We start from the raw sequence: 24,463 nt of genomic DNA, 5'->3' as shown, positions 1-24,463 counted from the left end.
CGTGCGGCACCGAGGGTGCGCTGATCGGCTGGACGGACGACCCGCCGTGCGACGACGAGCGCGAGCTGACCCTCCAGGAGCGCATCAGCGGGGACCCCGAGCCGGACGGGCGGGTCTGGCGAATCTATACCGCGCCACTGCCGCCGTCGACGGCTCGGCGCTGGGCGCGCGCCTGGCGGCTCGGTCATCGCGGCAGCGCCGTCGTCGAGATCCCGTGAGGGGCGGGGGAGCGGTCAAGGCTCCCCGCCGACCACTCTGCTCAGTGGTGCGGGCGGCACGTCGTGGTGCCCCTGCAGATCCACCCGGTGGATGCCGCACGCCGTGCACCGCACGTAGAGCACGTGGCCCGCCGACGTCGGATGGCGGGACTCCGTCGCCCAGGAGTGCTCGTGCCGGACGGCTGCCACGTGCTGGGACTCGGGTGCGCCGGTGCGCGGAGTGGTGTGGGTGTGGATCGCGGTCATGGATCCCACGATGATGTAATGGCCTTGTGCATCTCAACCCTTACGGCGAGTACGCCGTCCTGCTGGCCGCGTCCCTGGCGAACGAGTGGCCGGACGACCGGGCCGGGATCGAGGCGCGGACGCGCGACTTCGGCATGACGATGGAGTTCCAGGAGGAGCCCGAGGACCACGCGCGCTCGCGTCTCGTCATCGACGACTGGCTGCGGATCGTGGACACGGCCGATCCCGAGGGGCGCGCCGCGCTGCTGAACGCCCAGATGGCCGCGACCGCGGCCTACCCACGTCTCACCGATCACGACGGGGAGGGGTGGCACTTGCACTACCGGGACGAGAACCAGGTGCTGTCGTCGGTACTGCGGGCGGTGATCAGCGTCGGGACGTCGCTCCACCTGGTCACTCGCGGGATGCACAGGCTGGCGCGCTGCGCGTCGGAGCCCTGCACGGCCGTGGTGGTCGACGTCACGCGCAACGGGCGGCAGCGGTACTGCTCTGTGCGGTGTGCGAACCGGGCGGCGGTCCGGCGGCATCGGGAGCGGACCACTCTGTAACGCCGCTCCGTGACGCACGGCGTCTCGACGATCGGCAACGTTATATCCGTCAGTGTTACCAAATTGTGATTAATCACGCTTGACCGGACGTATGCATCGCTCCTACCCTCATGTTCACGTTAACTTGTTATCGTTAACATGAGCGACGATGCTCGATGGGCCTTCAACGGAGAGTGGCGCATGAAAGAGAACCCGGTCGACGCGCCGGCTGAACGGCAGTCGCTATGGCTGCCGCGCTGACGCAGGAGCGCGTCCAGCCGCGCGAGACATCAACGACAAAGAAGCCGAAGTCGCTGCTGAGAAGCATCGTCCGCAACAGGGTGCTGCTCCTCATGTGCCTGCCGGCGATCCTGTTCTTCGTCGTCTTCAGCTACGCCCCGATGCCGGGGGCGTGGATCGCGTTCACGAACTTCAACTACCGGGACGGGATCTTCGGGAGCCCGTTCGTGGGGCTGCGGAACTTCGAGTTCCTCATTCAGTCCGGGCAGCTCTGGCTGCTCACCAAGAACACGGTCCTCTACAACCTGGCCTTCATCGTGCTGGGGAACTTCCTCCAGATCGCGATCGCCATCATGCTGAACGAGGTCAGGTCGAAGTACTTCAAGAAGATCAGCCAGGCCGTCATGTTCCTGCCGTACTTCATCTCGGTAGTCCTCATCGGCGTGATCGCCTTCAACCTGCTGAACTACGACACCGGGTACGTCAACGCGCTCATCACACAGACCGGCGGCGACCCGATCAAGATCTACAGCATCGCCGGCGCCTGGCCGATCATCATCATCCTCTTCCAGCTCTGGCAGAGCACCGGGTACGGATCCATCGTCTACTTCGCCGCGATCATGGGCATCGACAACTCCCTGTTCGAGGCGGCCGCGATCGACGGAGCCTCGGCCTGGCAGCGAATCCGATACGTCATACTCCCGAGCCTGAAGCCCACGTTCATCATTCTTCTGCTGTTCTCGCTGGGCGGGATCATGAACGGCAACTTCGGGCTGTTCTGGAACCTGGTGGGAAACAACGCGGCGCTGTTCCAGACGACGGACATCATCGAGACCTCCGTCTACCGGATGATCATTTCCCAGAACAATTTCACGTCGTCCACAGCGGTCGGGCTGTACCAGTCCCTGTTCGGGTTCGCACTCGTCATGCTGGCCAACTGGATCGTGCGAAAGATCAACGAAGACTATGCGCTGTTCTGACCCCATGCGCTGTTCTGACCCGGAGGATGCACGATGAGTCACGTCGTCGCGGCGAAGCCGCCACGCAAAGCGGAGCCGCCACGCACAGTGAAGCCGCCACGCAAGGTCAGGCTCGACAGGAGCGACTACGTGCTGCGGGGTATCTCATACCTCACGGTCGCGACGTTCGCCACCTTCTGTGCGCTGCCCTTCATCCTCATCATCTCGGCGTCCTTCTCCAGTGAGTCGGCGATCATGAGGGACGGCTTCGGCCTGCTGCCCCGGGAATTCACGTTCGCCGCCTACGAGTACATTTTCCGAGCCCCTAGGCAGATCATCGGCTCGTACGTCGTCACGATCGTGATGACGGTGGCAGGCACGGCGATCGGCCTGTTCGTCATCGCGATGACGGGGTACGCCCTGCAGCGCAAGGACTTCCCGTTCCGGAACTCGATCTCGTTCTTCATCTACTTCACGACTCTCTTCTCGGCAGGGCTGGCGCCGACCTTTATCTGGGTCTCGCGCTACCTCGAGCTAAGGGGGAGCTACCTGGCGGTGTTCCTCCAGCTGCTGATGACCCCGTGGCTCATCATCCTGATGAAGAACTTCGTACGGTCCGTGCCCTACGAGATCGTCGAGTCCGGGAAGATCGACGGAGCGGGCGACTTCCGGATCTTTCTCCGGCTCGTGCTCCCCATGATGAAACCCGCGCTGGCCACCATCGGCCTCTTCCTGGCCCTGGGGTACTGGAACGAGTGGTATCTGTCCTCGCTCTACCTCGGGAGCACCGTGGAGTTCAAGCCGCTCCAATACCACCTGTACAACATCATCAACACGGCGAACGCGCTGAGGAATTCAGTGGCCGGCTCGAACGTCAGCATCACGGAGCTGCCGAGCAACACCCTGAAGATGGCGAGCGCAGTGGTTGCGACAGGTCCGATCGTGCTGGCCTATCCGTTCGTCCAGCGGTACTTCGTCAGCGGCATCACGGTCGGAGCGGTCAAGGGCTGACCGCTGACGACGGCAAAGACCCGTAGTACCCAACAAGTCAAAGCAGTCACGAAAACAAAGCAGTCACGAAACAGAGCAGTCACGAAACAAGGGAGTCTCAACGATGAGAAAGCCTCTGGCGAGGGTCGCGGCGGCAACGCTGGCCCTGGGCATGAGCGCGGCCACCCTGGCCGCCTGCGGACCGGCCGGCGATGAAGCCGAGTCCGGGGAACCGACCGAGATCACGATGCTGGTGCTGGGTGACAAGCCGACCAACGGTCGCCTCGAGGCGATGCTGGAGGAGCTGAACCCGATCCTGACCGAACAGGCGAACGCCACGCTGGACTTCTTCTACGTGGAGTGGGCCGACTGGCAGACCCAGTACAACACCCAGCTCCTCTCCGGCGACGACAACGTGGACCTGATCACCACCGCGACGGACTGGCTCTTCGCCTGGGAGAACGCGGAGAAGGGTGCCTTCCTGCCGCTCTCCGAGGAGATGCTGCAGGAGTACGCCCCGAGGACCTGGGAGCAGGTCGACGCGGAGGGGCACTGGGAGCTGACCAAGCTCGACGACGGGCAGATCTACTTCATTCCCGAGGACAACTTCACGCAGTGGACGAACCACGGGTTCTTCTACCGCGGTGACTGGGCCACGGAGGCCGGCTTCGAGGACGGCACGATCACGAAGTTCGAGGACTTCACGACGTACTTCAAGTGGGTCAAGGAGAACAAGCCGAAGGCGTACCCCTGGGACGTCTCGCTGTCCATCGACGCCGCGCTGACCGGGTACCTCCAGGGGCACACCGACTTCCAGACGATCCAGGGGATCAGCGCGGGCAACTACTTCCCCTTCCAGACCACCGAGGCAGACCCCTACACGGTGACCTCCTGGTACATGGAGGGCGACGAGCTCGTGGAGGCCGCCGAGCTGGCGAAGGAGTGGAACGACATCGGCGTCTGGCGCGAGGACGCGCTGAACTACGACGGCCAGACACGCGAGCAGTTCTTCGCGGGTCTCTCCGGCGCGGACCAGCACCACGCGCAGACCTTCATCGGCACGATCGTCGACAACATGAACAAGAAGCAGCCCGGGTCCGACCCGAAGTTCTTCTACTGGGGCCTGGAGAACGGGAACTACTTCAGGGACATCCTCACGCACGGCGCCATGGCCGTGAACGCCACCTCGGCCAACCCCGAGAAGGCGCTCGAGGTCTACGACGTCCTGCGGAACGACGAGGAGGCCTACAAGCTGCTCAACTTCGGCATCGAGGGCACCGACTACGTCATGACCGACGACGGCAAGCTCGGCTACCCCGAGGGCTACGACTCCTCCACCGACGCCCTGGGGTCGAACTTCTGGGCGGGCCGCATGGACGAGTTCGAGCCGGACCGGGTCACGGACGCCCCGAACAAGCAGGAGATCTACGACCAGCTCGACGCGGGGGCCAAGGACTACCCGTACTCGACGCTCATCGTGAACAAGGACCTGATCGATCCCACGCTGGCGGCCATGGGCGGCGTGCTCTCCGAGTACATCCCCCAGCTCCAGTACGGCAAGTTCGAGGACCCGGCCGCAGCCGTCGCCGAGATGCGGCAGAAGCTGATGGACGCGGGCTACGAGGACGCCAGGGAGTCCATCCAGACCGACCTGGACGCCTGGGCCGAGACCCAGGGCTAGCACGCCGTGCTGTCGGTGGTCGGGCGAGCTCGACCACCGACAGCGAGCTCGACCACCGACCACCCCCAGAGATAGGGCGATCGTGCGCAGAATCTTCGACGCGGACTCACCGCTCATGCGGTTCCTGACCAACGTCGCGGACCTGATGATCCTCAACCTCCTGTTCGTCTTTCTGTCCCTCCCGGTCGTCACGCTCGGGGCCACGCTGACCGCGCTGAACCACACCGCCATGAAGGTCGTGACGGGCGAGTGCGAGTCCGTGACGGGCGAGTTCCTGCGGTCGTTCCGGGCGAACTTCAGGCAGGCCACGATCCTCGGGCTGGCCGTCGGGTGCCTGGCGCTGGCCCTGGCGGGCTGGTACGTCGTCGTCGAGAACCTGGCCGTCCCCGCCGTCGTGCGGCTCGTCCTGCTGGCGGTCTTCTTCCTGGTGGTGTTCCGGTTCGTGCTGACCGCGCTCTACGTCTTCCCGTATCACGCGAAGTTCGAGAACAGCGTCTGGGAGGTGCTGAACAACTCGCGCCGGATGTCGGTCCGGCACCTGTTCTCGTCGCTGACCGTCCTCGCGGTCACGGCTCTGCCCGTCGTCATCACCGTCTTCTATCCGCGGATGACGGTGTACGGGCTGCTCTGGTTCCTCATCGGCTTCGCCGGGATCGCCGTCGTGAACGCGGTCCTGTTCACGAGGATCTTCGGCACGTACATCCCCCGTCCGGTTGAAGCGAAAGGTTGATATGACGACGCAGACGGACACCGCCGTCGAGCTGCGGGCCTCCGGGCTGGTGCTGGACGGCGCCGAGCAGGTGCACCTGTGCGCCTCGCTGTTCTACTTCCGGCTGCCGCGCGAGGTCTGGGCGGACCGCCTGGCGCAGGTGGTGGCGTCCGGCTACACGCTCGTGGACGTCTACGTCCCGTGGAACTTCCACGAGACGGCGCCCGGCCGATGGGACTTCACCGGGCGGCGCGACGTCGGGGCGTTCCTCGACCTGGCTCGCGACGCCGGGCTCGGCGTGATCGCCCGCCCCGGACCGTATATCTGCTCCGAGTGGGACGGCGGTGCGCTGCCCGCGTGGCTGACCCTGGAGGACGGCCTGGCGCCGCGGCAGGCCGAGCCGCGCTACCTCGCGCACGTGGCGGCCTGGTTCGACCAGGTCATGCCGCTGCTCGCGGCCCGGCAGCGCGACCGCGGCGGGGCGGTCGTCGCCGTCCAGGTGGAGAACGAGCTCGACTTCTTCGACACTGCCGACCGCCCGGCCTACCTGACCCGGCTGCGGGACCTGGCGCTGCGGCACGGCGTCGGCGTGCCGCTGGTGGCGTGCGCCGGCCAGGGCGACCTGCTGGGGGCCACCGGCGGGGTCGACGGGATCCTGCCCGCGTTCAACTTCTATCCCGACGACCGGTCCCGGTTCGTCGAGCCCGAGGTGCGGCGATACGCGGAGCTGGTGGCCGGGCGGGGCGAGCCGCTGCTGGTGACGGAGACGAACCGGCTGCACGCGACGCTGCGCCGGCTGCTGGTCAGCGGGGCGAAGCTGCTCGCCCCCTACCTCCAGGCGTCCGGGTTCGACTTCGGGTACACCCCGTCGGTGGGCAACTGGGGCGACCCGGGCGGGTACATGTCCCACGACTACGACTTCGGCGGGTACCTCGACCCCGTCGGCGCGCCGCGCCCCGAGATGGCCGACGCCCGGGTCCTCGCGAGGGTGCTGCGCACCCTCGGGCCCGCGCTCGCCAGGGCCACCCCCGCATCCGCCGACGGCGCGTACCGGGCCGACGTCACCACCAGCGCCGCACCGTCGCGGCTCCTGCTCGACGGCGGCGGCGAGCTCGTCGGCATCCCGAACCTGACCGACGACGCCGGGACGGCGGTGCTGCCGGCGTGGTTCGGTGGCCCGGAGGTGTCGGTACCGCTGCCCGCGGCGTCGTGCCTGCTGGTGCTCCGCGACCTGCCGCTGGACTCGTTCGGGCTGCCGGGCACGCTGCGCCTGGCGAGCGCCGACCTCGTGGGGGCCGGGCCGGACGGGCTCGAGCTGTCGGCGGTCGCCGCGAGCGTGATCGTGCTGGAGAGCCCGGACGAGGAGCCGGTGCTGACGGAGCTCGCCGCCCCGACACCCGGCGCGCCGGTCCGGGCCCGGGTCGACGCCGGTGTTGTGGGTGTGGGGTGGGATGTCGTCGTCCGGCACCCGCTGGACCTTGACGTGGACCTTGACGTGGACCCTGACGTGGACCCCGACTCGGACATTGCCGCATCCGCGGCGACCGACATCGGTCCGGCGGCCGAGCACCCGCCCCTCACCGTCCTGACCAGGCTCGATCTCGCCACGCGCACCGGGTCCACGGCGCGGCACGACCTGCCGCCGACGTCTGAAGCACTGGGCGTCTACCGCGGGCGTACGCACTACGCGGCCGACGTCGGCGGGGCCGACGAGCTGCTGGTCGAGGGCGCGTCCGACATCGTCGACCTCGCGCTGGACGGCGTCGCCCTGCCCACGGTCGCCGGCTTCGGGGCCACGTTCCTCCTGACCGTGGCCGGGGCGGCGCGCCTGGATGCCATCGTCGAGACCTGGGGGCACGCGAACTTCGACGACGTCCGCCTCCCGGCCCTGCGCCTGGGCGCGCTCCGCGGGATCGGCCGGGTGTGGTCGGTCGTCGGCCGGTCCGACGTCTCCGCGCTCTGGCAGGTGAGCGGGCAGGTGAGCGCCGCCGGCAGCTGGCCGGGCGATCCGGCCCCGCTGCGCACGCTCGGCGGATGGAGCAGCACGCGCGCGGGGGAGCCGATCACCTATACGCGCGGCCTGCCCGTCGACGGGACGCACCACCACGCCCTGCGCCTGGACGGAATCGCGGGATCGGTAAGCGTGACCGTGGACGGCGTGGCGCGCACCGTGACCGAGCACGACCCGTGGCTGCACCTGACACCCGGCGAGGGGCACGACGTCGCGATCACCGTGCCGCACCTGCCGGGAGCTTCGCCGGCCGCCGAGCTGCTGCTCCTCGAACCCGTCCGCGGCTGGGACGTGGAACCGCAGCCCGACGAGGCGATCCTCGCCCTCTCGCTCGCCGACGCCGTCGGCGAGCCGGTGCCCCTGCCGCTGGAGCTCAAACCCGGCGAGGAACGATGGTTCGACGCAGCGGTGCCGCCCGGCGGGCTCTCGATCGGGTTCGAGGGCGCCCAGGTCCGGGTCAGCGCGTTCGCCGGCGGGGAGCTGCTGGGCCGGGTGTGGCTCGACGACCCCGCGCGCCCACGCTTCACGGGCGGTGACGCCGGCCGGTTGTGGCTGCCCGCCGCGTGGAACGCCGGGACGATCCGGTTCCTGGTCCATGGTACCCGGGGGGAGGAGTCACCGGTCCTGAGCGGCGTGCGGCTCACCGCGACCCGGGAGTGAGGTCCTGCCTCTACCTCACGGCACGACACCCGGCGCCTGGACTCTCACGCCCCGCCTGACTCGCCTGACCCGCCTAGCCTCGCTCACGCCCGCCGCCCGTCACGCGCGAGCGCACCGGCGAGGTCCTCAGCCGTTGTCACCGGGCGGTCGCACACGAATCCCCTGCACACGTACGCGGCCGCTCGCCCGTCGACGAGCGGGCGGCCGGCGAGCAGGGGCATGCCCGGGGCGTCCGGCTCGCCGACGGCGACCACGAGCCCTGGCGTGATCGCGGCCCGCGCCACGTGCTCGAGCGCGGCGCGCGGCTCGTCGTCGTGCCCGACGACTGCGACCTGCAGTGGGCCGGCGGCCAGCGCCTCCGCGACGGCGAGCGCCCATCCCGCGAATCGTGGCGCCTGCCGGGCCAGCCCGCCCGCCGCGGCGACCGCGACCTCTGCGGCCTCGCGATGCCGGGGCGAGCCGGTCAGTGCGGCGAAGGTGCACAGCGCGCCGGCGAGAGCCGACTGCCCAGCGGGCTCGGCCCCGTCGGCGGGGTCCTTCGGCCGGCTCACGAGGCGCTCGGCGTCGTCGGCCACGTCGAAGAAGCCGCCGACGCCGTCGCCGAACCGAGCCAGCGCTACGTCGAGAAGGCCGCCCGCTGCTTCGAGCCACCTTGCCTCGCCCGTCGTCTGGTGGAGCGCGAGGAGCCCTTCGGCTAGGTCGCCGTAGTCGGCGGCGACGCCGGGAGCAGCCCCGACGACGCCCGCGCGCGACGCCCGCCGCAGTCGGCCGTCGACCAGGTGGAGCCGCAGGACGAGGTCTGCGCAGTCGCGTGCGGCGGAGACGTAGCCCGGGACGCCGAGCAGGATGCCCGCCTCGGCGAGCGCGGCGATCGCCAGGCCGTTCCACGCGGTGACGACCTTGTCGTCGCGGGCGGGCTGGGGCCGCGTGGCGCGGGCCTCGGCGAGCCGCGCCCGCACCCCGCTCCACCAGCTCGGTTCGGGGTCGTTGTGGAGCTGCAGCGTCGAGGTGCCGTGCTCGAACGTCCCCTCGGGCGTGACTGACAGGACCCGCGCGGCGCGGGCGCCGTCGTCGGGCCCGAGGACCTCGGCCAGCTGCTCGGGCGTCCACACGTAGGTGAGCCCCTCGACGCCGTCGGTGTCGGCGTCGAGCGCCGAGGCGAAGCCGCCCTCGGGCGTGCGCAGCTCCGCGCGGAGGAAGTCGGCGGTCTCGCGGACGACGCGCTCGGCGAGCGCCGAGCCGGTCGCGCGGTACAGGTGCAGGTAGACGCGCAGGAGCTGGGCGTTGTCGTACAGCATCTTCTCGAAGTGCGGCACTACCCAGGCGGCGTCCACCGCGTAGCGCGCGAACCCGCCGGCCAGCTGGTCGTAGATGCCGCCGCGGGCCATGGCCTCGCACGTGCGCTCGACGAGGCGCAGCGCCTCGGGGTCGCCGGTGCGGGCGTGGTGGCGCAGGAGGTGCTCGAGCGTCATCGACGGCGGGAACTTGGGCGCGCTGCCGAACCCGCCCCGTACCGGGTCGGCGTAGCGCGCCATGAGCCGCGTGGCGCGGTCGAGCGCGGCGTCGTCGAGCATCTCGGGCGTCAGCCGCGAGGTCCTGCGCGCGACCGCATCGGTGATCGCCGCCCCCTGTTGCACGACCGCGTCTCGACGCTGCGTCCACGCCTCTGTGATGGCGTCGAGCAGCGCGAGGAAGTTCTCGCGCGGATAGTAGGTGCCGCAGTAGAACGGTTTGCCGTCCGGGGTGAGGAAGCAGGTCATGGGCCAGCCGCCCTGCCCCGTCAGCTCGGTCGTCGCGGTCATGTAGACGGCGTCGACGTCGGGACGCTCCTCCCGGTCGACCTTCACCGCGACGAAGCGGGCGTTGACGGCCGCGGCCACACCTGCGTCCTCGAACGACTCGTGCGCCATGACGTGGCACCAGTGGCACGCGGCGTAACCGACGGACAGCAGGACCGGCACGCCGCGCCGCCGGGCCTCGGTGAACGCGTCTTCGCCCCACTCCCACCAGTCGACGGGGTTGCCCGCGTGCTGCAGGAGGTAGGGGCTCGTCGCGGTCGCCAGTCGGTTCGGCATCTCTCCAGCCTGGCACCCCGCGCCCGCAGTCGCGCCCTTGACCGCCGCCGGCGTGACGGGCGCGACGTCGCAAACGCGTTCCGCCGTCAGTCGAACAGGCGCCGGAACACGTTCGTGTCGGCGAGGTCGACGAGCTCGTCGCCGCGTCCCGACAGGATCGTGCGGATCGCGTAGAGCGTGAAGCCCTTGACCTGCTGGGCGGTGATCGCCGGCGGGATGGACAGCTCCTGCCGGGCGGTGACGACGTCGACCAGCGCCGGGCCCTCGTGGGCGAACGCCGCCTTCAGGGCGCCCTCCAGGTCGTCCGGCTGCTCGACCCGCTGGCCGTGGATGCCCATCGCGTTCGCGACGTCGGCGAAGTTCGGGTTGTCGAGCTCGGTCCCGAAGTTGACGAAGCCGGCGGCCTTCATCTCCACCTCGACGAAGTTCAGCGAGGAGTTGTTGAACACCACGACCTTCATCGGGAGCTTGTTCTGCCGGAGGGTCAGCAGCTCGCCGAAGAGCATCCCGAGCCCGCCGTCCCCCGACAGGGCGACCACCTGGCGGGAGGGGAACGCCGACTGGGCGCCGATGGCGTGCGGCACGGCGTTCGCCATGGTTCCGTGGCTGAACGACCCGATCAGCCGGCGCGCGCCGTTCATCGTCAGGTAGCGGGCCGCCCAGACGACGGGGGAGCCGACGTCCGGGACGAATACCGCGTCGTCGGTGGCCAGCTCGCTCACCAGCCGCGCGAGGTACTGCGGATGGATCGGCTCGCGGTTGCGGTCGTTGTCGGCGAGCTCGTCGAGGTCCTTGCGGGCCTTCACGTAGTGCTTGAGCGAGGCGTCGAGGTGCTTCCGGTTGGTGCGGTCGTCGAGCAGGGGCAGCAGCGCGTCCACGGTGTCGCCGACGTCGCCGACCAGCCCGAGGTCGACCGGTGCGCGCCGTCCGAGCTGCTCGCCTCGGATGTCGACCTGCACGATCTTCGCCTTCGACGGGTAGAACTGCTGGTAGGGAAAGTCGGTGCCGAGCATCAGGAGCGCATCGCAGTTCTCCATGGCGCGGTAGCCCGAGGAGAAGCCGAGCAGCCCCGTCATGCCGACGTCGTAGGGGTTGTCGTACTCGAGGAAGTCCTTGCCGCGCATGGCGTGCACGATGGGCGCCTTGAGCTTCTCGGCGATCTCAAGCACGCGCTCGTGGGCGCCCGCGGTGCCCGCGCCGCCGAGGATGGTCACCCGCTTCGCCGAGTTCAGGATCTCGGCCGCCTGCCTGAGCTCGTCGTCGCCCGGGCGGACGACGCTCTGCGTGGCCCGGATCGGCGCCGACTTCTTGCGGCCCGCGCTCTCGGCGAGGAACACCTCGCCCGGGATCACGACGACGGCGACGCCGCGCTTCTCGACCGCGGTGCGCATGGCGATCTCGAGCACGCGCGGCAGCTGCTCAGGCATGCTCACCAGCTCGGTGTAGACGCTGCACTCGCGGAACAGGTCCTGAGGATGCGTCTCCTGGAAGTAGTTGCTGCCGATCTCGGCGGCCGGGATCTGGGCGGCGATCGCGAGCACGGGCACCCGGCTCCGGTTGGCGTCGAAGAGCCCGTTGATCAGGTGCAGGTTGCCCGGTCCGCAGCTGCCGGCGCACACGGTCAGCTCGCCGGTGAGGGTGGCCTCGGCGGCCGCCGCGAACGCCGCCGTCTCCTCGTGGCGCACGTGCTGCCAGGTGACGCCGTCGATGGTGCGGATGGCGTCGGTGAACCCGTTGAGGGAGTCACCCGGGAGGCCGTAGACCCGCTCGACCCCCGCATCCTTGATGATCTCCACGATGGTCTCGGCAACATTCGGCATCGCGTGCACTCCTTGGGTGGGTCCGAGCAACGGTTCGAACATAAACCGGGTCGCAACCGGTCGCACAGTCGGAAGCGCACCTCGCGCGGCGGCCCGTCGTGCTGGCGCTCCAGCACCGATTTCACCCGGGTGACTCTGCCGTCGTCCGGGCGGTTTTCGGGTAACTGCTTCGGCGCGGCCCGTAGCCTTTTTGCTCGTGAGAGCGCCTGCTGCTCCGGTTGAACACCTGTCAGCCATGGGCGCGTCGGGTCGCGGCGAGGGGGAGCATGGTGGACGGTCGGGAGCCGGTTGACGGGCGCGAGCCCGAGCCGGCGCAGGATCTCGGATTCGCGATGCCGGACTCTTCGACGTCGGGCACGCGCCTGCCGGTGACGTCCGCGCCGCCTGACATCGCTGCCCCTACCGCTGCGCCCACCACTGCGGCGCCGTCCGGCATCCCTGGCCCTGCCGCGCAGGGGCCACCGATCCACCAGGCGCCGCCTCCGTACGGGCCGTACGCGCCCGCCGCCGGATCGAACACCCCGAGCAACCCGCAGGCGACCGCGAGCCTGGTCCTCGGGATCGTCTCGCTGGTCCTGAGCTTCCTGTTCGTGCCCGCGATCGTCGGCGTCGTGCTCGGCATCGTCGGGCTGGTGCGATCCGGGCGTACCGACCCGCCGACGGGCCGCGGGTCGGCGATCACCGGCATCGTGCTGTCGGTGACCGGTGCGGTCCTCGGCGTCGTCATCGTGGTGGTGGGGGCGAACGCGATCTCCGACCTGGCGGAGACGATCGCGGAGGAGAGCGCCTCCACGTCTGCGGACGGCGACGGTTCGGCCGGCCGCTCGGAGGCCGACGCCCCGGCGTTCGATCCGAAGGACTTCGAGACGGTCGACGCGGCGCAATGGAAGTCGATAGAGAAGCGTCCCGGCCGCGCCGAGGGCCGTGCGGTCGTGGTGTTCGCCGAGGTCGTGCGATTCGACAGCAGCACGGGTCCCGACCGGTTCCTGGCCGTCGCCGGCGTCGACCAGCCCGGCGCTGAGTTCGAGCTGCAGTCCAGCTCCGTCTTCATCGGGGAGGAGCGGCTGCTCGATGGCGTGGAGAACGGCGACGTGCTGAAGGTCCACGCGGTGGTGACCGGCTCGCTGGAGCTCGAGACGTCGCTCGGCGGCGTCTCGACGGTCCCGATGCTGACGATCGCCCAGGTCGAGGACGTCGGTCTGGCGGATCTGAGCAAGGACTTCACGCTGGGCAAGGCCGAGCGCAATCAGCTCGGCTTCGTCTCGGTCCCGGTCACCGTGACGAACAGCGGCGGGCAGACCTTCACCTACGCCGCCGAGGTCGTCGCCGAGAGCAAGGACGGCAAGACCGCCTACGGGAGGGGGACGGTGTTCGTCGAGAGCATCAAGCCTGGGCAGAAGCCGGAGGTCCTCGTCGACTTCTTCGAGGAGATCCCGGCCGACGCCGTCTTCCGCGTCGAGACGGCAGAGCGGTACATCGAGTGACGGCAGCGGAGTGGCACCCGGACCGCTCACCTGGCTGGAGGAGCGCAAGGAACGCGCCGAGGCCGCGGCCGGGTACACGACGACGGTTGGCGTCGCGACTGCCGACGAGGTGATGGTGGAGCGCGACGTGGTGGATCCGCGGTCCGCACGGGTGATCCGGCTGGCGGGCGAGCGGATGCCGAAGGTGTTCTTCAACGACCGGAAGGCGTTCATGCGGGAACGCATCCGTCAGGTGCGTGCGGTCGCTGCGGCGGCGGCCGATGAGAGTCGGCGTTGACAGGGCCGTGGGTCGGATGTCCGACAATGGGTCGATGATCTCCACCGAGCTTGCCACGAAGCTGCGTGACGCCGGCCTGGTCTGGAACCCGGCCGATGGCGACCAGTTCCGCATCGCCGCGCCCGAGCTCGCGGGCGACGTCTTCACCGTGAGCACGATGACCATCGAGGCGCACGAGTTCCCGACGGGCACGATCCTCGGCTTCAACGGCACGACCGAGTGGGCGCTCGACTCGGTGGCGATCGAGGACGCCCTCTGGCTGCCCCGCGAGGACCAGCTTCGCGCGCTGCTGCGTTCGAGCTTTCGCGCCCTGCGCCAGGTCGACGGCGTCTACGAGGTCGAGATCGAGACCCTCGGCCGGCGTCAGGTCTTCGCCGAACCCGAGCCGGCCGACGCCTACGGCCAGGCGCTGCTCGCGCTCATCGAGCTCAGTCGCTGACCGTGTGGTCGGCGTCGCTGACCGCGTGATCGGCGAGCCGGACGACGGCGTCCGCGATCCTCGGCCCGAACATCACGGCGTCGTTGTGCCCCGCCCCCGGGAGCACGACGTGCTCGACCAGCCGGGGCGCGGCGCGCGCCACGGCCTCGCTCTGGGCCGGCGGAACGACGTCGTCGCGGTCGCCATGCACGACTGTGACCGGGACCGGCGTCTCGGCCACGTGGCCCAGGACCGGGTAGTCGTCTCGCAGCAGAACCTTGACGGGCAGGAAGGGGTAGTGGTGGGCGCCCATGTCGGCGAAGGACGTGAACGGTGAGCGCAGCAGGATGCCGGCGGGCCGGACCTTGGCCTGGAGCGCGGCGACGACCCCGGTGCCGAGCGACTCGCCGAAGTAGATGGTCCGCTCGGACGGGAAGCCGCGCTCGGCCAGCGCCCGCTGGGCAGCCTGCGCGTCGAGCGCCAGCCCGGCCTCGGTCGGACGTCCGGGGTTCCCGCCGTAGCCGCGATACTCCAGTAGCAGGACGGCGAACCCGCGTTCGGCCAGCAGCTCGGCGAGCCCGGCGCGTCCGAGCCGGTTGCCGGCATTGCCCGGCGCGACCAGGACGGCGGTCTCCCGGTCACGGGTCTCGCGCGCGGGCGGGACGAACCAGGCCGTCAGCTTGAGCCTGTCGGTGGTGGCGAGGGTGACGTCGACGCCGCCGTCGAGCACGGACGCCGCAGGGCCTGGTGACGAGGGGTCGGGGTGGTACACGAGCGAGTCCTGGCCGAGCCACGCGCCGCCGACTGCTAGACCAGCGAGCCCTGCGACGACGCCGGCCGTCAGAGCCGCTGTCCGCATCGCGTGTCGCATCGCTGCCATGCCTTCATCGTCCGACGCCGTGGGGCTTTGTCGCCAGGTCCGTGCCGAATAGTGTGCCAAGCGGCCGGAAGGGTGTGCTGGAGACCGGGTGGGTGTTCACCGACGCCCGCGGCCACCGCATCCGCCTCCCCGACCCCATCGACGCTCTACCCCCGCCCACCGACCCGACCACGGAGCCACCGGCCGCCGAAGCCGCCTGACCTACGGGTCGACTGGCTCGGCGGCCTGACCGGCCGGACCGACAGACGCGGCCGGAACGGACCTGGTGGGCCGGCGGCCGGCCTGCCAGCACGTCCTCGACACCCAGCTGCCGGGCCGGACCCCGGCGACGCCCGGGCATGCCATGTCAGTACCGCACGCCGCGTCAGTACCGCTTGACGACGGTCCCGTCCTGGATGACGGCACTCAGCCGGGAGTCGGCCAGGACGTTGATGTCGGCAAGAGGGTCGGCGTCGGTGATCACGAAGTCTCCCGCCGCACCCGGGGCGATCACGCCGAGCTGGTGCTCGCGCTGCAGCAGGCGGGCGGCGGTCACCGTCGCGCCGCGGATCACGTCGATGGCAGGCATCACCTTGGCGCGGATGGCGAACTCCTTGGCCTGGTGGCGCTGCATACCGCCGAGCAGATCCGTGCCGAAGGCCAGGTTCACGCCGGCCCCGTGGGCCTTGTGCAGGGAGTCCATCCCGCCGTCGAGGACCGCGGCGACCTTTTCCCAGTTGGACTGCGACAGCCCGTACTTCCGCCCTTCGTCCTGCAGCGCCCAGTAGGTCACCAGGTTCATGGTGAGGAACGCGTCGTGCTCCAGGAAGAGCTCGATCGACTCGTCGTCGAGAAGGTTGCCGTGCTCGATCCCGCGCACTCCCGCCCGCAGCGCCCGGTTGATGGCGCGGCCCGTGTAGGCGTGCGCCGTGACGTAGCGGTTGGCGGCTGTGGCCTCCTCCACGACGGCCTCGATCTCGGAGACGGAGTACTGGGTGGAGTCGACCCGGTCGGTGGGGGACGCCACCCCGCCGCCGGCCATGATCTTGATGTGGTGGGCGCCCTTGCGCAGCTCGTCGCGGGCAGCCTGCCGGACGGCGTCCACGCCGTCCGCGATCCGCCCGAGGCCGGCGCAGCACTGGTGGGGGTCATAGGAGTGCTGACCTCGGGAGCGGCTGTCGCCGTGACCGCCGGTCTGGGTCAGCGCCTTGCCGCCGAAGAACACCTTCGGGGCTCGTAGCAGTCCCTCCGCCTGCGCGTCGTGGATACCGAAGTCGGCGCCGGCGACGTCGCGCACCGTGGTGAAACCCCGGTCGAGCATCTCGCCCATCAGCTTGGCCGCCCCGTAGGCCACGTAGCTGGGCGACCACTCGGTCAGCGCCGCGAGATCCGCCGTCACGGCCGTCACGTGGACGTGGCAGTCGATGAGGCCCGGCAGCACGTACTTCCCGGAGGCGTCGAACCGCGGGTGGTCCGACGGGGCCGCGCCGCCGTCGATGCCGCCGTCGATGCCGCCGTCGATCTGCTGGATCACACCGTCGACGACCCGGATGTCGCCCCGCCGGTACTCACCCGCCGGCACGTCCAGGTAGGTGGCATTGGTGATCGTCAGGCTGTCGCTCACTGAGGCTCCTCGCTCATCTCGTTGCTGCTCATCTCGTTGATCGTCGCTGCGACGACGTCCGCGGACCGGCTCGCGACCGCCAGTGCCTTCTCGACGTCGTCGTCACCGTAGGCACCCTCGGCGTCGAGGATGTTCAGTGCCCCGATGGTCAGGCCGTCGCGGACGACTGGCGCGTTGATGATCGAACCGCAGCCGAGGCTCTCGATGAGCGCCGAGTCGGCGAAGATGCGTCGCACATCGTCCCGCGTCCGCCCGAAGTACGGGGCCTGTTCGTCCACGCAGCGGGCGAGCCAGTCCGCGGCGACGTCCCTGGTCACGTCCTTCCTGCCGCCGACGGGGTACTCGTGCGGGTGCGACGAGTAGATGCGGTGCATCGTCCTGCCGCCGTCGGTGAACGCCAGGATCGTGAACAGCCTCGCGCCGGTCTCGGCCAGAACTGCCCGGTGGATCTCGACCAGGCTGCTGAGATCCGAAGAGCCGCCGAGGCCGGGAGAGTCAGGCATGGCTGCCTCGCTCGACCTTCGGCTCAGGCTCCGTTGGTGCGGTGGCCCCGAGCACTTCCTTCATCGTGATGTCCTCCAAAGACCGGTCCCTGGTGCGGACCGCGAAGAGCAGGGTGCAGGTGATGCCGAAGGCGAGCACCGCCGTCGTCATGCCGAACACGCCCGCGAAGCCCCACTGGACCGCGAAGACCCCGATGATCAGTGGCGCGGTGATGGACCCGATGCGCCCGAACGCAGAGCTCAGGCCGACGCCGGTTGCCCTGAGCCAGGTGGGGAACACCTCCGGGGTGTAGGCGTAAACACCGGCGTAGGTGCCGTTGAGGAAGAACGAGAGGGCGATGCCGGCGGCCATGATCAGCGCGGGCTCTGTCATCTGGCTGAGCCAGAGCGCGCTCACGGCGGATCCCCCGAGGTAGATGGCGATCGTGTACTTGCGGTCCAGCTTCTCGTTGACCCAAGCGGCGCTGAAATAGCCGGGGATCTGGGCCAGGTAGATGAACAGCGAGTAGGTGAAGCTGGTGGTGACCGTGAGGCCCTTGTCGACCAGCAGCGTGGGGATCCAGGAGAAGAAGCCATAGTAGGCGAACGTGATGCTGAACCAGATCAGCCAGGTCACCGAGGTGATCCGCCACATCTTCGGGCCCCACAGGTATCGGAGCGCCCGGCCGAGGGAGAACTTCTGTGGCGCCGGTTCGGCGGCGTGGTCGGGGTCGACGGGTGGGAGCTCCGCATCCGTGGCGCGCCGTACCCGCCCTTCGATGTCGGCCACCACCGCCTCGGCCTCCTTCGTCCGGCCGGCGTTGAGCAGGTACCGCGGGGACTCGGGCAGGTTCCTGCGCCACCACAGGAGCATCAGGATGGGCAGGAAGGTGATCACCTGGGCCCAGCGCCAGCCCTCGGGGAAGACGGGGACCACGAAGCGGCCGATGAGCGCCGCCGCGACGAACCCGAAAGAGAAGAAACCGGCGAGGGCGCCGATGAACCATCCGCGGCGGTGGCTGGGCACGAACTCGGCCAGGAACGGTGCGATGATGGCGCTCTCCGCGCCAGCGCCGGCACCGGCGACGATGCGGGCGCCGAGGAACACCTCGAAGTTCCAGGAGGCCGCCGCGAGGAGGGACGCGATGGCATAAACCGCGAGGGCGTACATCATCACCTTCTTGCGCCCGAGCCTGTCGCCGAGGTATCCGGCGAAGAAGGCGCCGAACAGGAAGCCGAAGGGGGCCGCCGAGGCGACCAGCCCCAGCTGGCCGTTGGACAGGCTGAAGACCTCCTTGACGTCGGGCATCAGGAAGGCGACGACGGCGCTGTCCATGCCGTCGAAGGTGTAGCCCAGGCCGCCGATGAGCAGGAGCAGCCAATGCGGCCGGGACAGTGGAAGCCGGTCGAGTCTTGCCGACAGACTGCCTGCGTGGGTTCCGAGCGACATGTGCAGCTCCTCTGCGGGGACGCGATGGAGGAAGACGGGGCGGAAAAGTAGGATGAGATTAGAGTGCAAGAGATTTTGCAGTCAATGGTTCTGTGGAATTGATCTTGCAGAAACATGCCGGTCACGGGAGGTTCGATGACTGACCAGACCACGCAGACTGAGCCGCTGGACGGGGCGGACACGGGGGAGGGGTGGCTGCGCACGCTGCTGCCGGACAAGGGCCCCGCGGCGCTCGGGGCCGGCGGCCTGCGCGTGTTCAACCAGTTGCTCGCCCTGCCCGGCAACGGCAGCTACGCGACCGCTACCGAGGTGGCGGACCAGGCGGGGACCAGCGTGTCCAGCGTGACGCGGCTGGCCCAACGCCTGGGCTACAAGGGCTGGCCGGACCTGCAAAGAGATTTGCGCGCCCACCACCTGGCGCACCTGTCCCTCACGGATGTCGCCAACGCGCACGGCGACAACGACACGCCGTTCCAGGCTTCGCTGCGGCAGGACGCGGACTCGCTGGCGGCCAGCCTGCGCAACCTGGACGAGGGGCAGGTGGTGCGTATCGCCGGGCGCCTGGCCGATGCGGCGAACATCTACGTGGCCGCCCAGGGCAGCTTTGCGGCGGTCGGTCTCTCCCTGATCCACAACATTCGGCTCGCCGGGTACCCCGCTCGGGCCCTGCTGGACGACCCCGCCGCTCTCGCGAACCACGTCGCTCAGTTCGGGTCCGAGGACCTGCTGATCATCTGCTCCTACTGGCGGCTGTACGACGTGGACGTCATCGCGGCGGCGGAAGCACACCGCCGCGGCGCCACCGTGATCGTCATCGCCGACAACATCTCACCCGCGCTCGAGGAGTCCGCGGACGAGGTGCTGCTCGTGCCCGCCGAGGGGACCTCCTTCTTCCCGTCCCTGACGGCGGCCATGTCCGTCCAGCAGGGGCTCGTGGCGACGCTGGCGCGGGTGGACCTGGAACGCACGCGCCGGAGCATCGATACCGCCGAGACCTCCTGGCAGCAGTTCAAGCTGCTGCACCGCTCGGTGCCGCGCATCGTCCGGGAGCCGTAGCCGAGTCCCGGACGGCTCGCGGGCCGACAGGTCGCACAGATACGCCCTCCGACGTACACGTGCGGCTCTGATCCGCGAAATGGTCGAGCGGTGACAACTCGCTGACGACACGCGATCGAAGAACCCGCTCGAAGGAAACGGAGAGGAACATGCGAAAAGTAGTGCTCTACGAGCTGCTGTCCCTGGACGGGGTCGCCGAGGAACCGGGCGACTGGATGCGCGACAGCGACCGGCCCATCTTCGACAATCTGGCAAGGGTCATCGAGCGGCAGGACGACGTTCTGCTCGGCCGAGGCACCTTCGACTACTGGGCGGGCTACTGGCCGGCGTCGGACGTCGAACCGTTCGCGAGCTTCATCAACGGAACGCCCAAGCACGTCTTCTCCTCGCATGAGCTGACGCAGCACTGGGCGAACACGCTGGTCGTCGACCGGCCGGCCGAAGAGTACGTCGCGGAGCTCAAGCAGGCGGACGGCGGCGACATCGGGATTCACGGCAGCATCTCCCTGGCCCAATCCCTGCTGGCCGCGGGCCTGGTGGACGAGCTCCGCCTGGTCGTCGCCGCCTCCATCGCCGGCAGTGGCCGCCGGCTGTTCGACGACGTGGGCAAACGGGACGGGCTCGAGCTGGCGGCCGCCGACCGGACACCGAAGGGAACTCTGCTCCTGACCTACCGCAGCGCCGGCTGAACCGGACCGACCGGGGCTGAGGCAGGAGAGAAGCAGGCCGGCGGCCGGACCCGAGCCGGGCCCATGCAGCCGGCACCCTGATCAGCCCCGGGCCGCTGGTGCCTGCCCGGCCAGCTCGCGCGCGACCTCGACGGCGATCTCCATGGTGCGGGCCGCGAGCGGCGACCGGGTGCCACGTCCGGCGCGCCAGTGGAGGTAGATCTCGCGCGTGGGGGTGGGATCGAGCTCGTGAACCTGCAGGTCCGGCCAGCCTTCCGGCCCGTGGATCGCCCCGCAGTCGCGGCATACGACGTGGTGGATCGCGAGCCAGGGCAGGACGGCGAGCCCCATCCCGGCGCGCACCATCGACAGTATCGTCTCGTCGCCGCCGGACCGGAACACGATGCGCGGGTGCGCGCCCGCGTGCGCGAGGGACTTCTCCAGCCGGGGCTGGTCGCTGGTCGCCGGCCAGGCCACCATCGCCTTCCCGTCCAGCTGCTCCACGGGCACGGGGCCGTCCGGCAGGTCCCCTGGCAGCGCCACCACCAGGTAGGGGTCTTTCATCAGCAGGACGTGTTCCGCCCCGTCGCCGATCGGTCCGTCGTAGAACAGGAGGTCGAGGTCGCCGATCCCGGCGTCGTCCGGTTCGGCTTCGGAGAGCCTGATCTCGGAGGTGGGGTGCTCGTCGCGAAGGCGGCGCAGCACGGCGGGCAGGATCACGTTGGAGACGCCCTGCAGGGTGCCGATGTCGATCCGGCCGTCGCCGGCCTTGAACCGGTCGACGGCGTGCCCCAGCGCTTCGGCCCGGGACAGCACCTCCCGGCCGTGCTCCAGCACCACGGCCCCGAGGGGAGTGAGCCGCACGGGCCGCGGACCTCCGGGCCGGTCGAACACCGTGCCGCCGAGCGCCCTCTCCAGCGCTGCGATGTGCTGGCTCACGCTCGACTGGGTGTAGCCCAGCCTGGTCGCGGCGCGCGAGAAGGTCCCCTCTTCGGCGATCGCGATCATCGTCGTCAGCTGTCGCAGGTCGACGTCGGCCATGGCCCTTGTATAACACAATGCGATGGACTTGATCGGAAACGTTCGCTTTTGTCGATCGCCCAACCTTCGTAGTGTCGATGGCATCGCAGTTGCCACACCGAGCCACACCCGAGACACCTCGAGACGAAGGGAAGTACCGATGACCACGATGACCGACAGCGAGTGGCGATCATTCCTCGCAGCGGGAACGAGGCTCGCCCACGTCGCCCTCACCCGCGCCGACGGGCGCCCCCACGTGACCCCGGTCTGCTTCATCGTCGACGGCGCCGAGCTCGCCTTCGCCCTGTCGCCCGGGAGCGTCAAGAGCAGGAGCCTGGCGCGGGACGGGCGCATCGCCGTCTGCGTCAGTGACGAACGGCAGCCCTACGCCTTCGTCTCTCTCGAGGGCCGGGCGCGGACCTCTGCCGAGCCGGAGCAGATCAGGCACGTCGGCACGGGCATCGCCGGCCGCTACTACCCCGATCAGCCCGCGGACGCCGTCGCCGAGTCGTTCGTGCAGGAAGGGTTCACCGCGGTTCGGATCACCATCACCAACGTCGTCGCGCGATCCGGCCTCGGCTGACTGTGAGGCTCCGGCCCGTGGGGCTCCGGGCTCACAGCGCGCGGCCCTACGTCGGCGCCTGCCCGACCACAGGGTCCCCGGCGCAGACCGGGCGCCTCCTCGACCTCGTGGTTCACGCGCTGCGCACACCTGGGGGTGCAGGTACGCCGACGAACGCGCCATGATGGCCGGTAGCACCCAATGGCGGGAGGCCTCATGGACGCGGCATCGACCACAAGTCACCGGACCGTCGCTGTCGTCGGCGCGTCGGGCTCCGGCAAGACAACGCTCACGGAGGCGCTGCTGCACCGCGCCGGCGCGATCCCTCGCGCGGGCCGCGTGGAGGACGGCAGCACGGTGACCGACCACGAGCCCGAGGAGATCGCGCGGGGCATCTCGCTCGGCCTCGCGCTCGGGACGCTCACCTGGACACGCCCCGACGGCACCGCGAGCATCCTGACCCTGGCGGACGCGCCCGGCCATCCGGACTTCACGGGGGCCGTCGACACGGCCCTGTCGATAGCGGACCTCGCGCTCGTCGTCGTCAGCGCGGTGGACGGCGTGCAGCCCGGCACCCGGACCGCGTGGACGACCGCCGAGGCCCTCGGCGTCCCGCGCCTCGTCGTCGTGACGCAGGAAGACCGAGCGCGCGCCGACTTCCGGCGTGTCCTCGCCGAGCTGCGCGAGGCGTTCGGCGAGCGTCTCTGGCCCATCGAGCTGCCGCTCGGCGAGGAGCAGGCGTTCGGCGCCGTCGCCGACGTGCTCGGCGAGCGCGCCCTCGTGTACGACGACGCAGGCCGGCACCACGACGAGGACCTGCCGCCCGAGGTCGTCGACGAGGAGCACCGGATGCACGTCGACGTGACCGAGGAGCTCGTGTCGCACGACGACGAACAGCTCGACGCGTACCTGTCGGGACGGGAGCCGGCCGTGGCCGACCTCGAGCGTGACCTCGCGCGCGAGGTGGTCGCGGGGGAGGCGGTGCCCGTCGTGGTCGCCTCGGGCGTGACCGCCTGCGGCGTCGACCGCCTGACGGACCTGCTGTGCGAGCTGGCGCCCTCGCCGGCCGATCGCGACAGCCGCATCGTCGTCGGCTCGGGCGCACCTGACGGCACACCCGCCGGCACGCCCGACGGCGACGGCGACCCGGGGCGCACCGTCGCAGTGGCCGCCGACCCGTCGGGCGTGCCGCTCGTGCACGTCTTCCGCACCGTGGTCGACCCGTTCGTGGGGCAGGTCTCGATGCTTAAGGTGCTCTCCGGGGTGGTGCACACGTCCGACCGGCTGCGTAACGCGACGACCGGCGCCGAGGAGCGCATCCACGGCCTGTTCCGGCTGCAGGGCAAGGAGCACATCCCGGTCGGCAACCTGTCGGCGGGGGAGGTCGGCGCCGCGGCCAAGCTGGGCGGATCACCGTCGGGCACGCTGCTCTGGTCGCGGACGTCGGGCCGGGCGCGACCGTTCCTGCCACCGCCGCGGCAGCCCGTCTACGCCGCGGCGCTCGTGCCCGCGTCGCAGTCGGACGACGAGCACCTGCCGACGGCGCTGGCCCGGCTCGTCGCAGAGGACCCGACGCTTGTCGTCGAACGGGTGGGCGACGCGACCGTGCTGCGCGGCCTCGGCGACACGCAGCTGGACGTCGCGATCGAGCGGCTCGCGCGCGTGTTCGGCGTCCACACCGAGCCCGGGCCGGTGCCCGTGGCGTACCGGGAGACGATCGCCCGGGCCACGCAGGCCGAGGGCAAGGTGAAGAAGCAGTCCGGCGGGCACGGCCAGTTCGCCGTGGTGCAGCTGCGGGTGGGCCCGCTGCGCGAGGGCGGCTTCGAGTTCGTCGACTCGGTGGTGGGCGGTGCGGTGCCGCGGCAGTACATCTCCGCCGTCGAGAAGGGGGCGCGCGACGCCATGGCGGCCGGAGGGCCGCAGGGTTACCCCGTCGTGGACCTGCGCGTCGAGGTGTACGACGGCAAGTCCCACTCGGTGGACTCGTCCGACATGGCGTTCCGCAACGCCGCGGCCGCGGGTGTCAGGGTCGCGCTGGCCGAGGCGGGGACCGTCCTGCTGGAGCCCGTGGCGACGGTGACCGTGACCGTCCCGCCCGACCACCAGGGCGCGGTGCTCACCGACCTGTCCGGACGGCGCGGGCGCGTCTCGGCGACCGAGCTGGCCGACGACGGCCGGGCGCGCCTGGTCGCGACCGTCCCGGAGGCGGAGCTCGCCCGCTACGTCCTCGACCTGCGATCGCTGACCGGCGGTCGCGCCGAGCTCACGATCCAGGACGCCGGCTACGAGCGGGCGCCAGGGAGGAGCCGGTCCCGCGCCTCGTCCTGAGCGATTTTGGCGCGGGTGCGGGACTCCGGCCCGCAGCTCTGCTGAGGATTCTGCTACTTGCGCCGAAATTAATCGTCACTCCCGCGTCATTTCGCCGAA

General features: G+C 70.0%; 22 protein-coding genes. 14 read left to right on the top strand and 8 right to left on the bottom strand.

What is annotated here, in order from left to right; genetic code table 11:
• Positions 1-218, top strand: a 218-nt coding sequence (locus EW117_RS29355) for a hypothetical protein (RefSeq protein ID WP_207211799.1), incomplete at its 5' end; no start/stop codon positions are given.
• 15 nt (positions 219-233) lie between these two features.
• Here EW117_RS29355 and EW117_RS07890 read toward each other — a convergent pair.
• On the bottom strand, positions 234-464 hold the full coding sequence (locus EW117_RS07890) for a hypothetical protein (RefSeq protein WP_129785379.1): 231 nt from the start codon (positions 462-464) through the stop codon (positions 234-236).
• A gap of 26 nt (positions 465-490) precedes the next feature.
• Between EW117_RS07890 and EW117_RS07885 the strand changes: the two genes are divergently transcribed.
• From EW117_RS07885 to EW117_RS07860, 6 genes are all read left to right on the top strand, one after another.
• Positions 491-1,012 (top strand): CGNR zinc finger domain-containing protein, encoded by a 522-nt coding sequence (locus tag EW117_RS07885; protein WP_129785377.1) that lies wholly within the window; start codon positions 491-493, stop codon positions 1,010-1,012.
• 224 nt (positions 1,013-1,236) lie between these two features.
• The gene (locus EW117_RS07880; protein WP_129785375.1) at positions 1,237-2,211 is read left to right on the top strand and encodes an ABC transporter permease; all 975 of its coding nucleotides are present in this window, start codon (positions 1,237-1,239) and stop codon (positions 2,209-2,211) included.
• Positions 2,212-2,244: 33 nt separating this feature from the next.
• Positions 2,245-3,201 (top strand): carbohydrate ABC transporter permease, encoded by a 957-nt coding sequence (locus EW117_RS07875; protein ID WP_129785373.1) that lies wholly within the window; start codon positions 2,245-2,247, stop codon positions 3,199-3,201.
• 103 nt (positions 3,202-3,304) lie between these two features.
• The gene (locus EW117_RS07870; protein WP_129785371.1) at positions 3,305-4,861 is read left to right on the top strand and encodes a DUF3502 domain-containing protein; all 1,557 of its coding nucleotides are present in this window, start codon (positions 3,305-3,307) and stop codon (positions 4,859-4,861) included.
• A gap of 82 nt (positions 4,862-4,943) precedes the next feature.
• Positions 4,944-5,591 carry a YesL family protein gene (locus EW117_RS07865; RefSeq protein ID WP_129785369.1) on the top strand — a complete coding sequence of 216 codons (648 nt, stop codon included), beginning with the start codon at positions 4,944-4,946 and terminating at the stop codon, positions 5,589-5,591.
• Position 5,592: 1 nt separating this feature from the next.
• The gene (locus tag EW117_RS07860) at positions 5,593-8,241 is read left to right on the top strand and encodes a beta-galactosidase (RefSeq protein WP_129785367.1); all 2,649 of its coding nucleotides are present in this window, start codon (positions 5,593-5,595) and stop codon (positions 8,239-8,241) included.
• Positions 8,242-8,324: 83 nt separating this feature from the next.
• Here EW117_RS07860 and EW117_RS07855 read toward each other — a convergent pair whose 3' ends face one another.
• Positions 8,325-10,316, bottom strand: coding sequence for a thioredoxin domain-containing protein (locus tag EW117_RS07855; protein ID WP_129785365.1), 1,992 nt, complete (start codon positions 10,314-10,316; stop codon positions 8,325-8,327).
• A gap of 86 nt (positions 10,317-10,402) precedes the next feature.
• Positions 10,403-12,136: a ubiquinone-dependent pyruvate dehydrogenase gene (gene poxB, locus EW117_RS07850; protein ID WP_129785363.1), complete on the bottom strand. Its 1,734-nt coding sequence runs from the start codon at positions 12,134-12,136 to the stop codon at positions 10,403-10,405.
• A gap of 266 nt (positions 12,137-12,402) precedes the next feature.
• Here poxB and EW117_RS29700 point away from each other — a divergent pair, with 266 nt between their 5' ends.
• From EW117_RS29700 to EW117_RS07835, 3 genes are read left to right on the top strand one after another with little or no spacing between them, the layout of a single operon-like run.
• Positions 12,403-13,620, top strand: a complete 1,218-nt coding sequence (locus EW117_RS29700) for a DUF4190 domain-containing protein (RefSeq protein WP_207211798.1) — start codon at positions 12,403-12,405, stop codon at positions 13,618-13,620.
• Positions 13,621-13,630: 10 nt separating this feature from the next.
• A complete protein-coding gene (locus EW117_RS07840; RefSeq protein ID WP_129785361.1) occupies positions 13,631-13,897 on the top strand; it encodes a hypothetical protein in 267 nt (88 codons plus the stop codon).
• Between the two features lie 34 nt (positions 13,898-13,931).
• Positions 13,932-14,336 carry a pilus assembly protein CpaE gene (locus tag EW117_RS07835; RefSeq protein WP_129785359.1) on the top strand — a complete coding sequence of 135 codons (405 nt, stop codon included), beginning with the start codon at positions 13,932-13,934 and terminating at the stop codon, positions 14,334-14,336.
• Here the strand turns inward: EW117_RS07835 and EW117_RS07830 are convergent.
• The 4 genes from EW117_RS07830 to EW117_RS07815 form a co-directional block, all read right to left on the bottom strand.
• A complete protein-coding gene (locus tag EW117_RS07830) occupies positions 14,326-15,195 on the bottom strand; it encodes an alpha/beta hydrolase (protein ID WP_242504148.1) in 870 nt (289 codons plus the stop codon). The two genes, EW117_RS07835 and EW117_RS07830, sit on opposite strands and share 11 nt — an antisense overlap.
• Positions 15,196-15,559: 364 nt before the next feature.
• The gene (locus EW117_RS07825; RefSeq protein WP_129785357.1) at positions 15,560-16,798 is read right to left on the bottom strand and encodes a metal-dependent hydrolase family protein; all 1,239 of its coding nucleotides are present in this window, start codon (positions 16,796-16,798) and stop codon (positions 15,560-15,562) included.
• Entirely contained in the window at positions 16,795-17,301 is a 507-nt protein-coding gene (locus tag EW117_RS07820) for a GAF domain-containing protein (RefSeq protein ID WP_207211797.1), read from the bottom strand. The genes EW117_RS07825 and EW117_RS07820 overlap by 4 nt, the downstream gene beginning before the upstream one ends.
• Positions 17,294-18,730 (bottom strand): MFS transporter, encoded by a 1,437-nt coding sequence (locus tag EW117_RS07815; RefSeq protein WP_129785355.1) that lies wholly within the window; start codon positions 18,728-18,730, stop codon positions 17,294-17,296. Before EW117_RS07815 ends, EW117_RS07820 begins: the two co-directional genes overlap by 8 nt.
• A gap of 135 nt (positions 18,731-18,865) precedes the next feature.
• On the opposite strand from EW117_RS07815, the gene EW117_RS07810 reads away from it, so the two are divergent.
• Both EW117_RS07810 and EW117_RS07805 read left to right on the top strand, forming a co-directional pair.
• Positions 18,866-19,786: a MurR/RpiR family transcriptional regulator gene (locus EW117_RS07810; RefSeq protein ID WP_129785353.1), complete on the top strand. Its 921-nt coding sequence runs from the start codon at positions 18,866-18,868 to the stop codon at positions 19,784-19,786.
• Positions 19,787-19,935: 149 nt separating this feature from the next.
• Positions 19,936-20,475, top strand: a complete 540-nt coding sequence (locus EW117_RS07805) for a dihydrofolate reductase family protein (protein WP_129785351.1) — start codon at positions 19,936-19,938, stop codon at positions 20,473-20,475.
• Between the two features lie 81 nt (positions 20,476-20,556).
• Here the strand turns inward: EW117_RS07805 and EW117_RS07800 are convergent, their stop codons facing one another.
• Positions 20,557-21,495 carry a LysR family transcriptional regulator gene (locus EW117_RS07800; protein WP_129785350.1) on the bottom strand — a complete coding sequence of 313 codons (939 nt, stop codon included), beginning with the start codon at positions 21,493-21,495 and terminating at the stop codon, positions 20,557-20,559.
• A gap of 139 nt (positions 21,496-21,634) precedes the next feature.
• Between EW117_RS07800 and EW117_RS07795 the strand changes: the two genes are divergently transcribed.
• Together EW117_RS07795 and EW117_RS07790 are read left to right on the top strand one after the other, a co-directional pair.
• Positions 21,635-22,057 (top strand): PPOX class F420-dependent oxidoreductase, encoded by a 423-nt coding sequence (locus EW117_RS07795; RefSeq protein WP_129785348.1) that lies wholly within the window; start codon positions 21,635-21,637, stop codon positions 22,055-22,057.
• A gap of 195 nt (positions 22,058-22,252) precedes the next feature.
• Positions 22,253-24,364, top strand: a complete 2,112-nt coding sequence (locus EW117_RS07790) for an elongation factor G (protein WP_129785346.1) — start codon at positions 22,253-22,255, stop codon at positions 24,362-24,364.
• Positions 24,365-24,463 lie beyond the last annotated feature (99 nt).

It is taken from the genome of Promicromonospora panici (genome assembly GCF_900608595.1).
GTDB classification, from domain to species: domain Bacteria; phylum Actinomycetota; class Actinomycetes; order Actinomycetales; family Cellulomonadaceae; genus Promicromonospora; species Promicromonospora panici.
Note: the sequence above shows the minus strand (reverse complement) of the source record. Positions and strands in the feature narration are given on the sequence as shown.

Bases quoted from the DNA above. Each gene is read 5' to 3' on its own strand.
- EW117_RS07880 (WP_129785375.1), top strand. From the start codon at position 1,237: ATGGCTGCCGCGCTGACGCAGGAGCGCGTCCAGCCGCGCGAGACATCA.
- EW117_RS07790 (WP_129785346.1), top strand. From the start codon at position 22,253: ATGGACGCGGCATCGACCACAAGTCACCGGACCGTCGCTGTCGTCGGC.
- EW117_RS07830 (WP_242504148.1), bottom strand. From the start codon at position 15,195: ATGGCAGCGATGCGACACGCGATGCGGACAGCGGCTCTGACGGCCGGC.
- EW117_RS07890 (WP_129785379.1), bottom strand. From the start codon at position 464: ATGACCGCGATCCACACCCACACCACTCCGCGCACCGGCGCACCCGAG.
- EW117_RS29700 (WP_207211798.1), top strand. From the start codon at position 12,403: ATGGTGGACGGTCGGGAGCCGGTTGACGGGCGCGAGCCCGAGCCGGCG.
- EW117_RS07860 (WP_129785367.1), top strand. From the start codon at position 5,593: ATGACGACGCAGACGGACACCGCCGTCGAGCTGCGGGCCTCCGGGCTG.
- EW117_RS07810 (WP_129785353.1), top strand. From the start codon at position 18,866: ATGACTGACCAGACCACGCAGACTGAGCCGCTGGACGGGGCGGACACG.
- EW117_RS07855 (WP_129785365.1), bottom strand. From the start codon at position 10,316: ATGCCGAACCGACTGGCGACCGCGACGAGCCCCTACCTCCTGCAGCAC.
- EW117_RS07815 (WP_129785355.1), bottom strand. From the start codon at position 18,730: ATGTCGCTCGGAACCCACGCAGGCAGTCTGTCGGCAAGACTCGACCGG.
- EW117_RS07800 (WP_129785350.1), bottom strand. From the start codon at position 21,495: ATGGCCGACGTCGACCTGCGACAGCTGACGACGATGATCGCGATCGCC.
- EW117_RS07805 (WP_129785351.1), top strand. From the start codon at position 19,936: ATGCGAAAAGTAGTGCTCTACGAGCTGCTGTCCCTGGACGGGGTCGCC.
- EW117_RS07835 (WP_129785359.1), top strand. From the start codon at position 13,932: ATGATCTCCACCGAGCTTGCCACGAAGCTGCGTGACGCCGGCCTGGTC.
- EW117_RS07820 (WP_207211797.1), bottom strand. From the start codon at position 17,301: ATGCCTGACTCTCCCGGCCTCGGCGGCTCTTCGGATCTCAGCAGCCTG.
- EW117_RS07795 (WP_129785348.1), top strand. From the start codon at position 21,635: ATGACCACGATGACCGACAGCGAGTGGCGATCATTCCTCGCAGCGGGA.
- EW117_RS07875 (WP_129785373.1), top strand. From the start codon at position 2,245: ATGAGTCACGTCGTCGCGGCGAAGCCGCCACGCAAAGCGGAGCCGCCA.
- EW117_RS07870 (WP_129785371.1), top strand. From the start codon at position 3,305: ATGAGAAAGCCTCTGGCGAGGGTCGCGGCGGCAACGCTGGCCCTGGGC.
- poxB (WP_129785363.1), bottom strand. From the start codon at position 12,136: ATGCCGAATGTTGCCGAGACCATCGTGGAGATCATCAAGGATGCGGGG.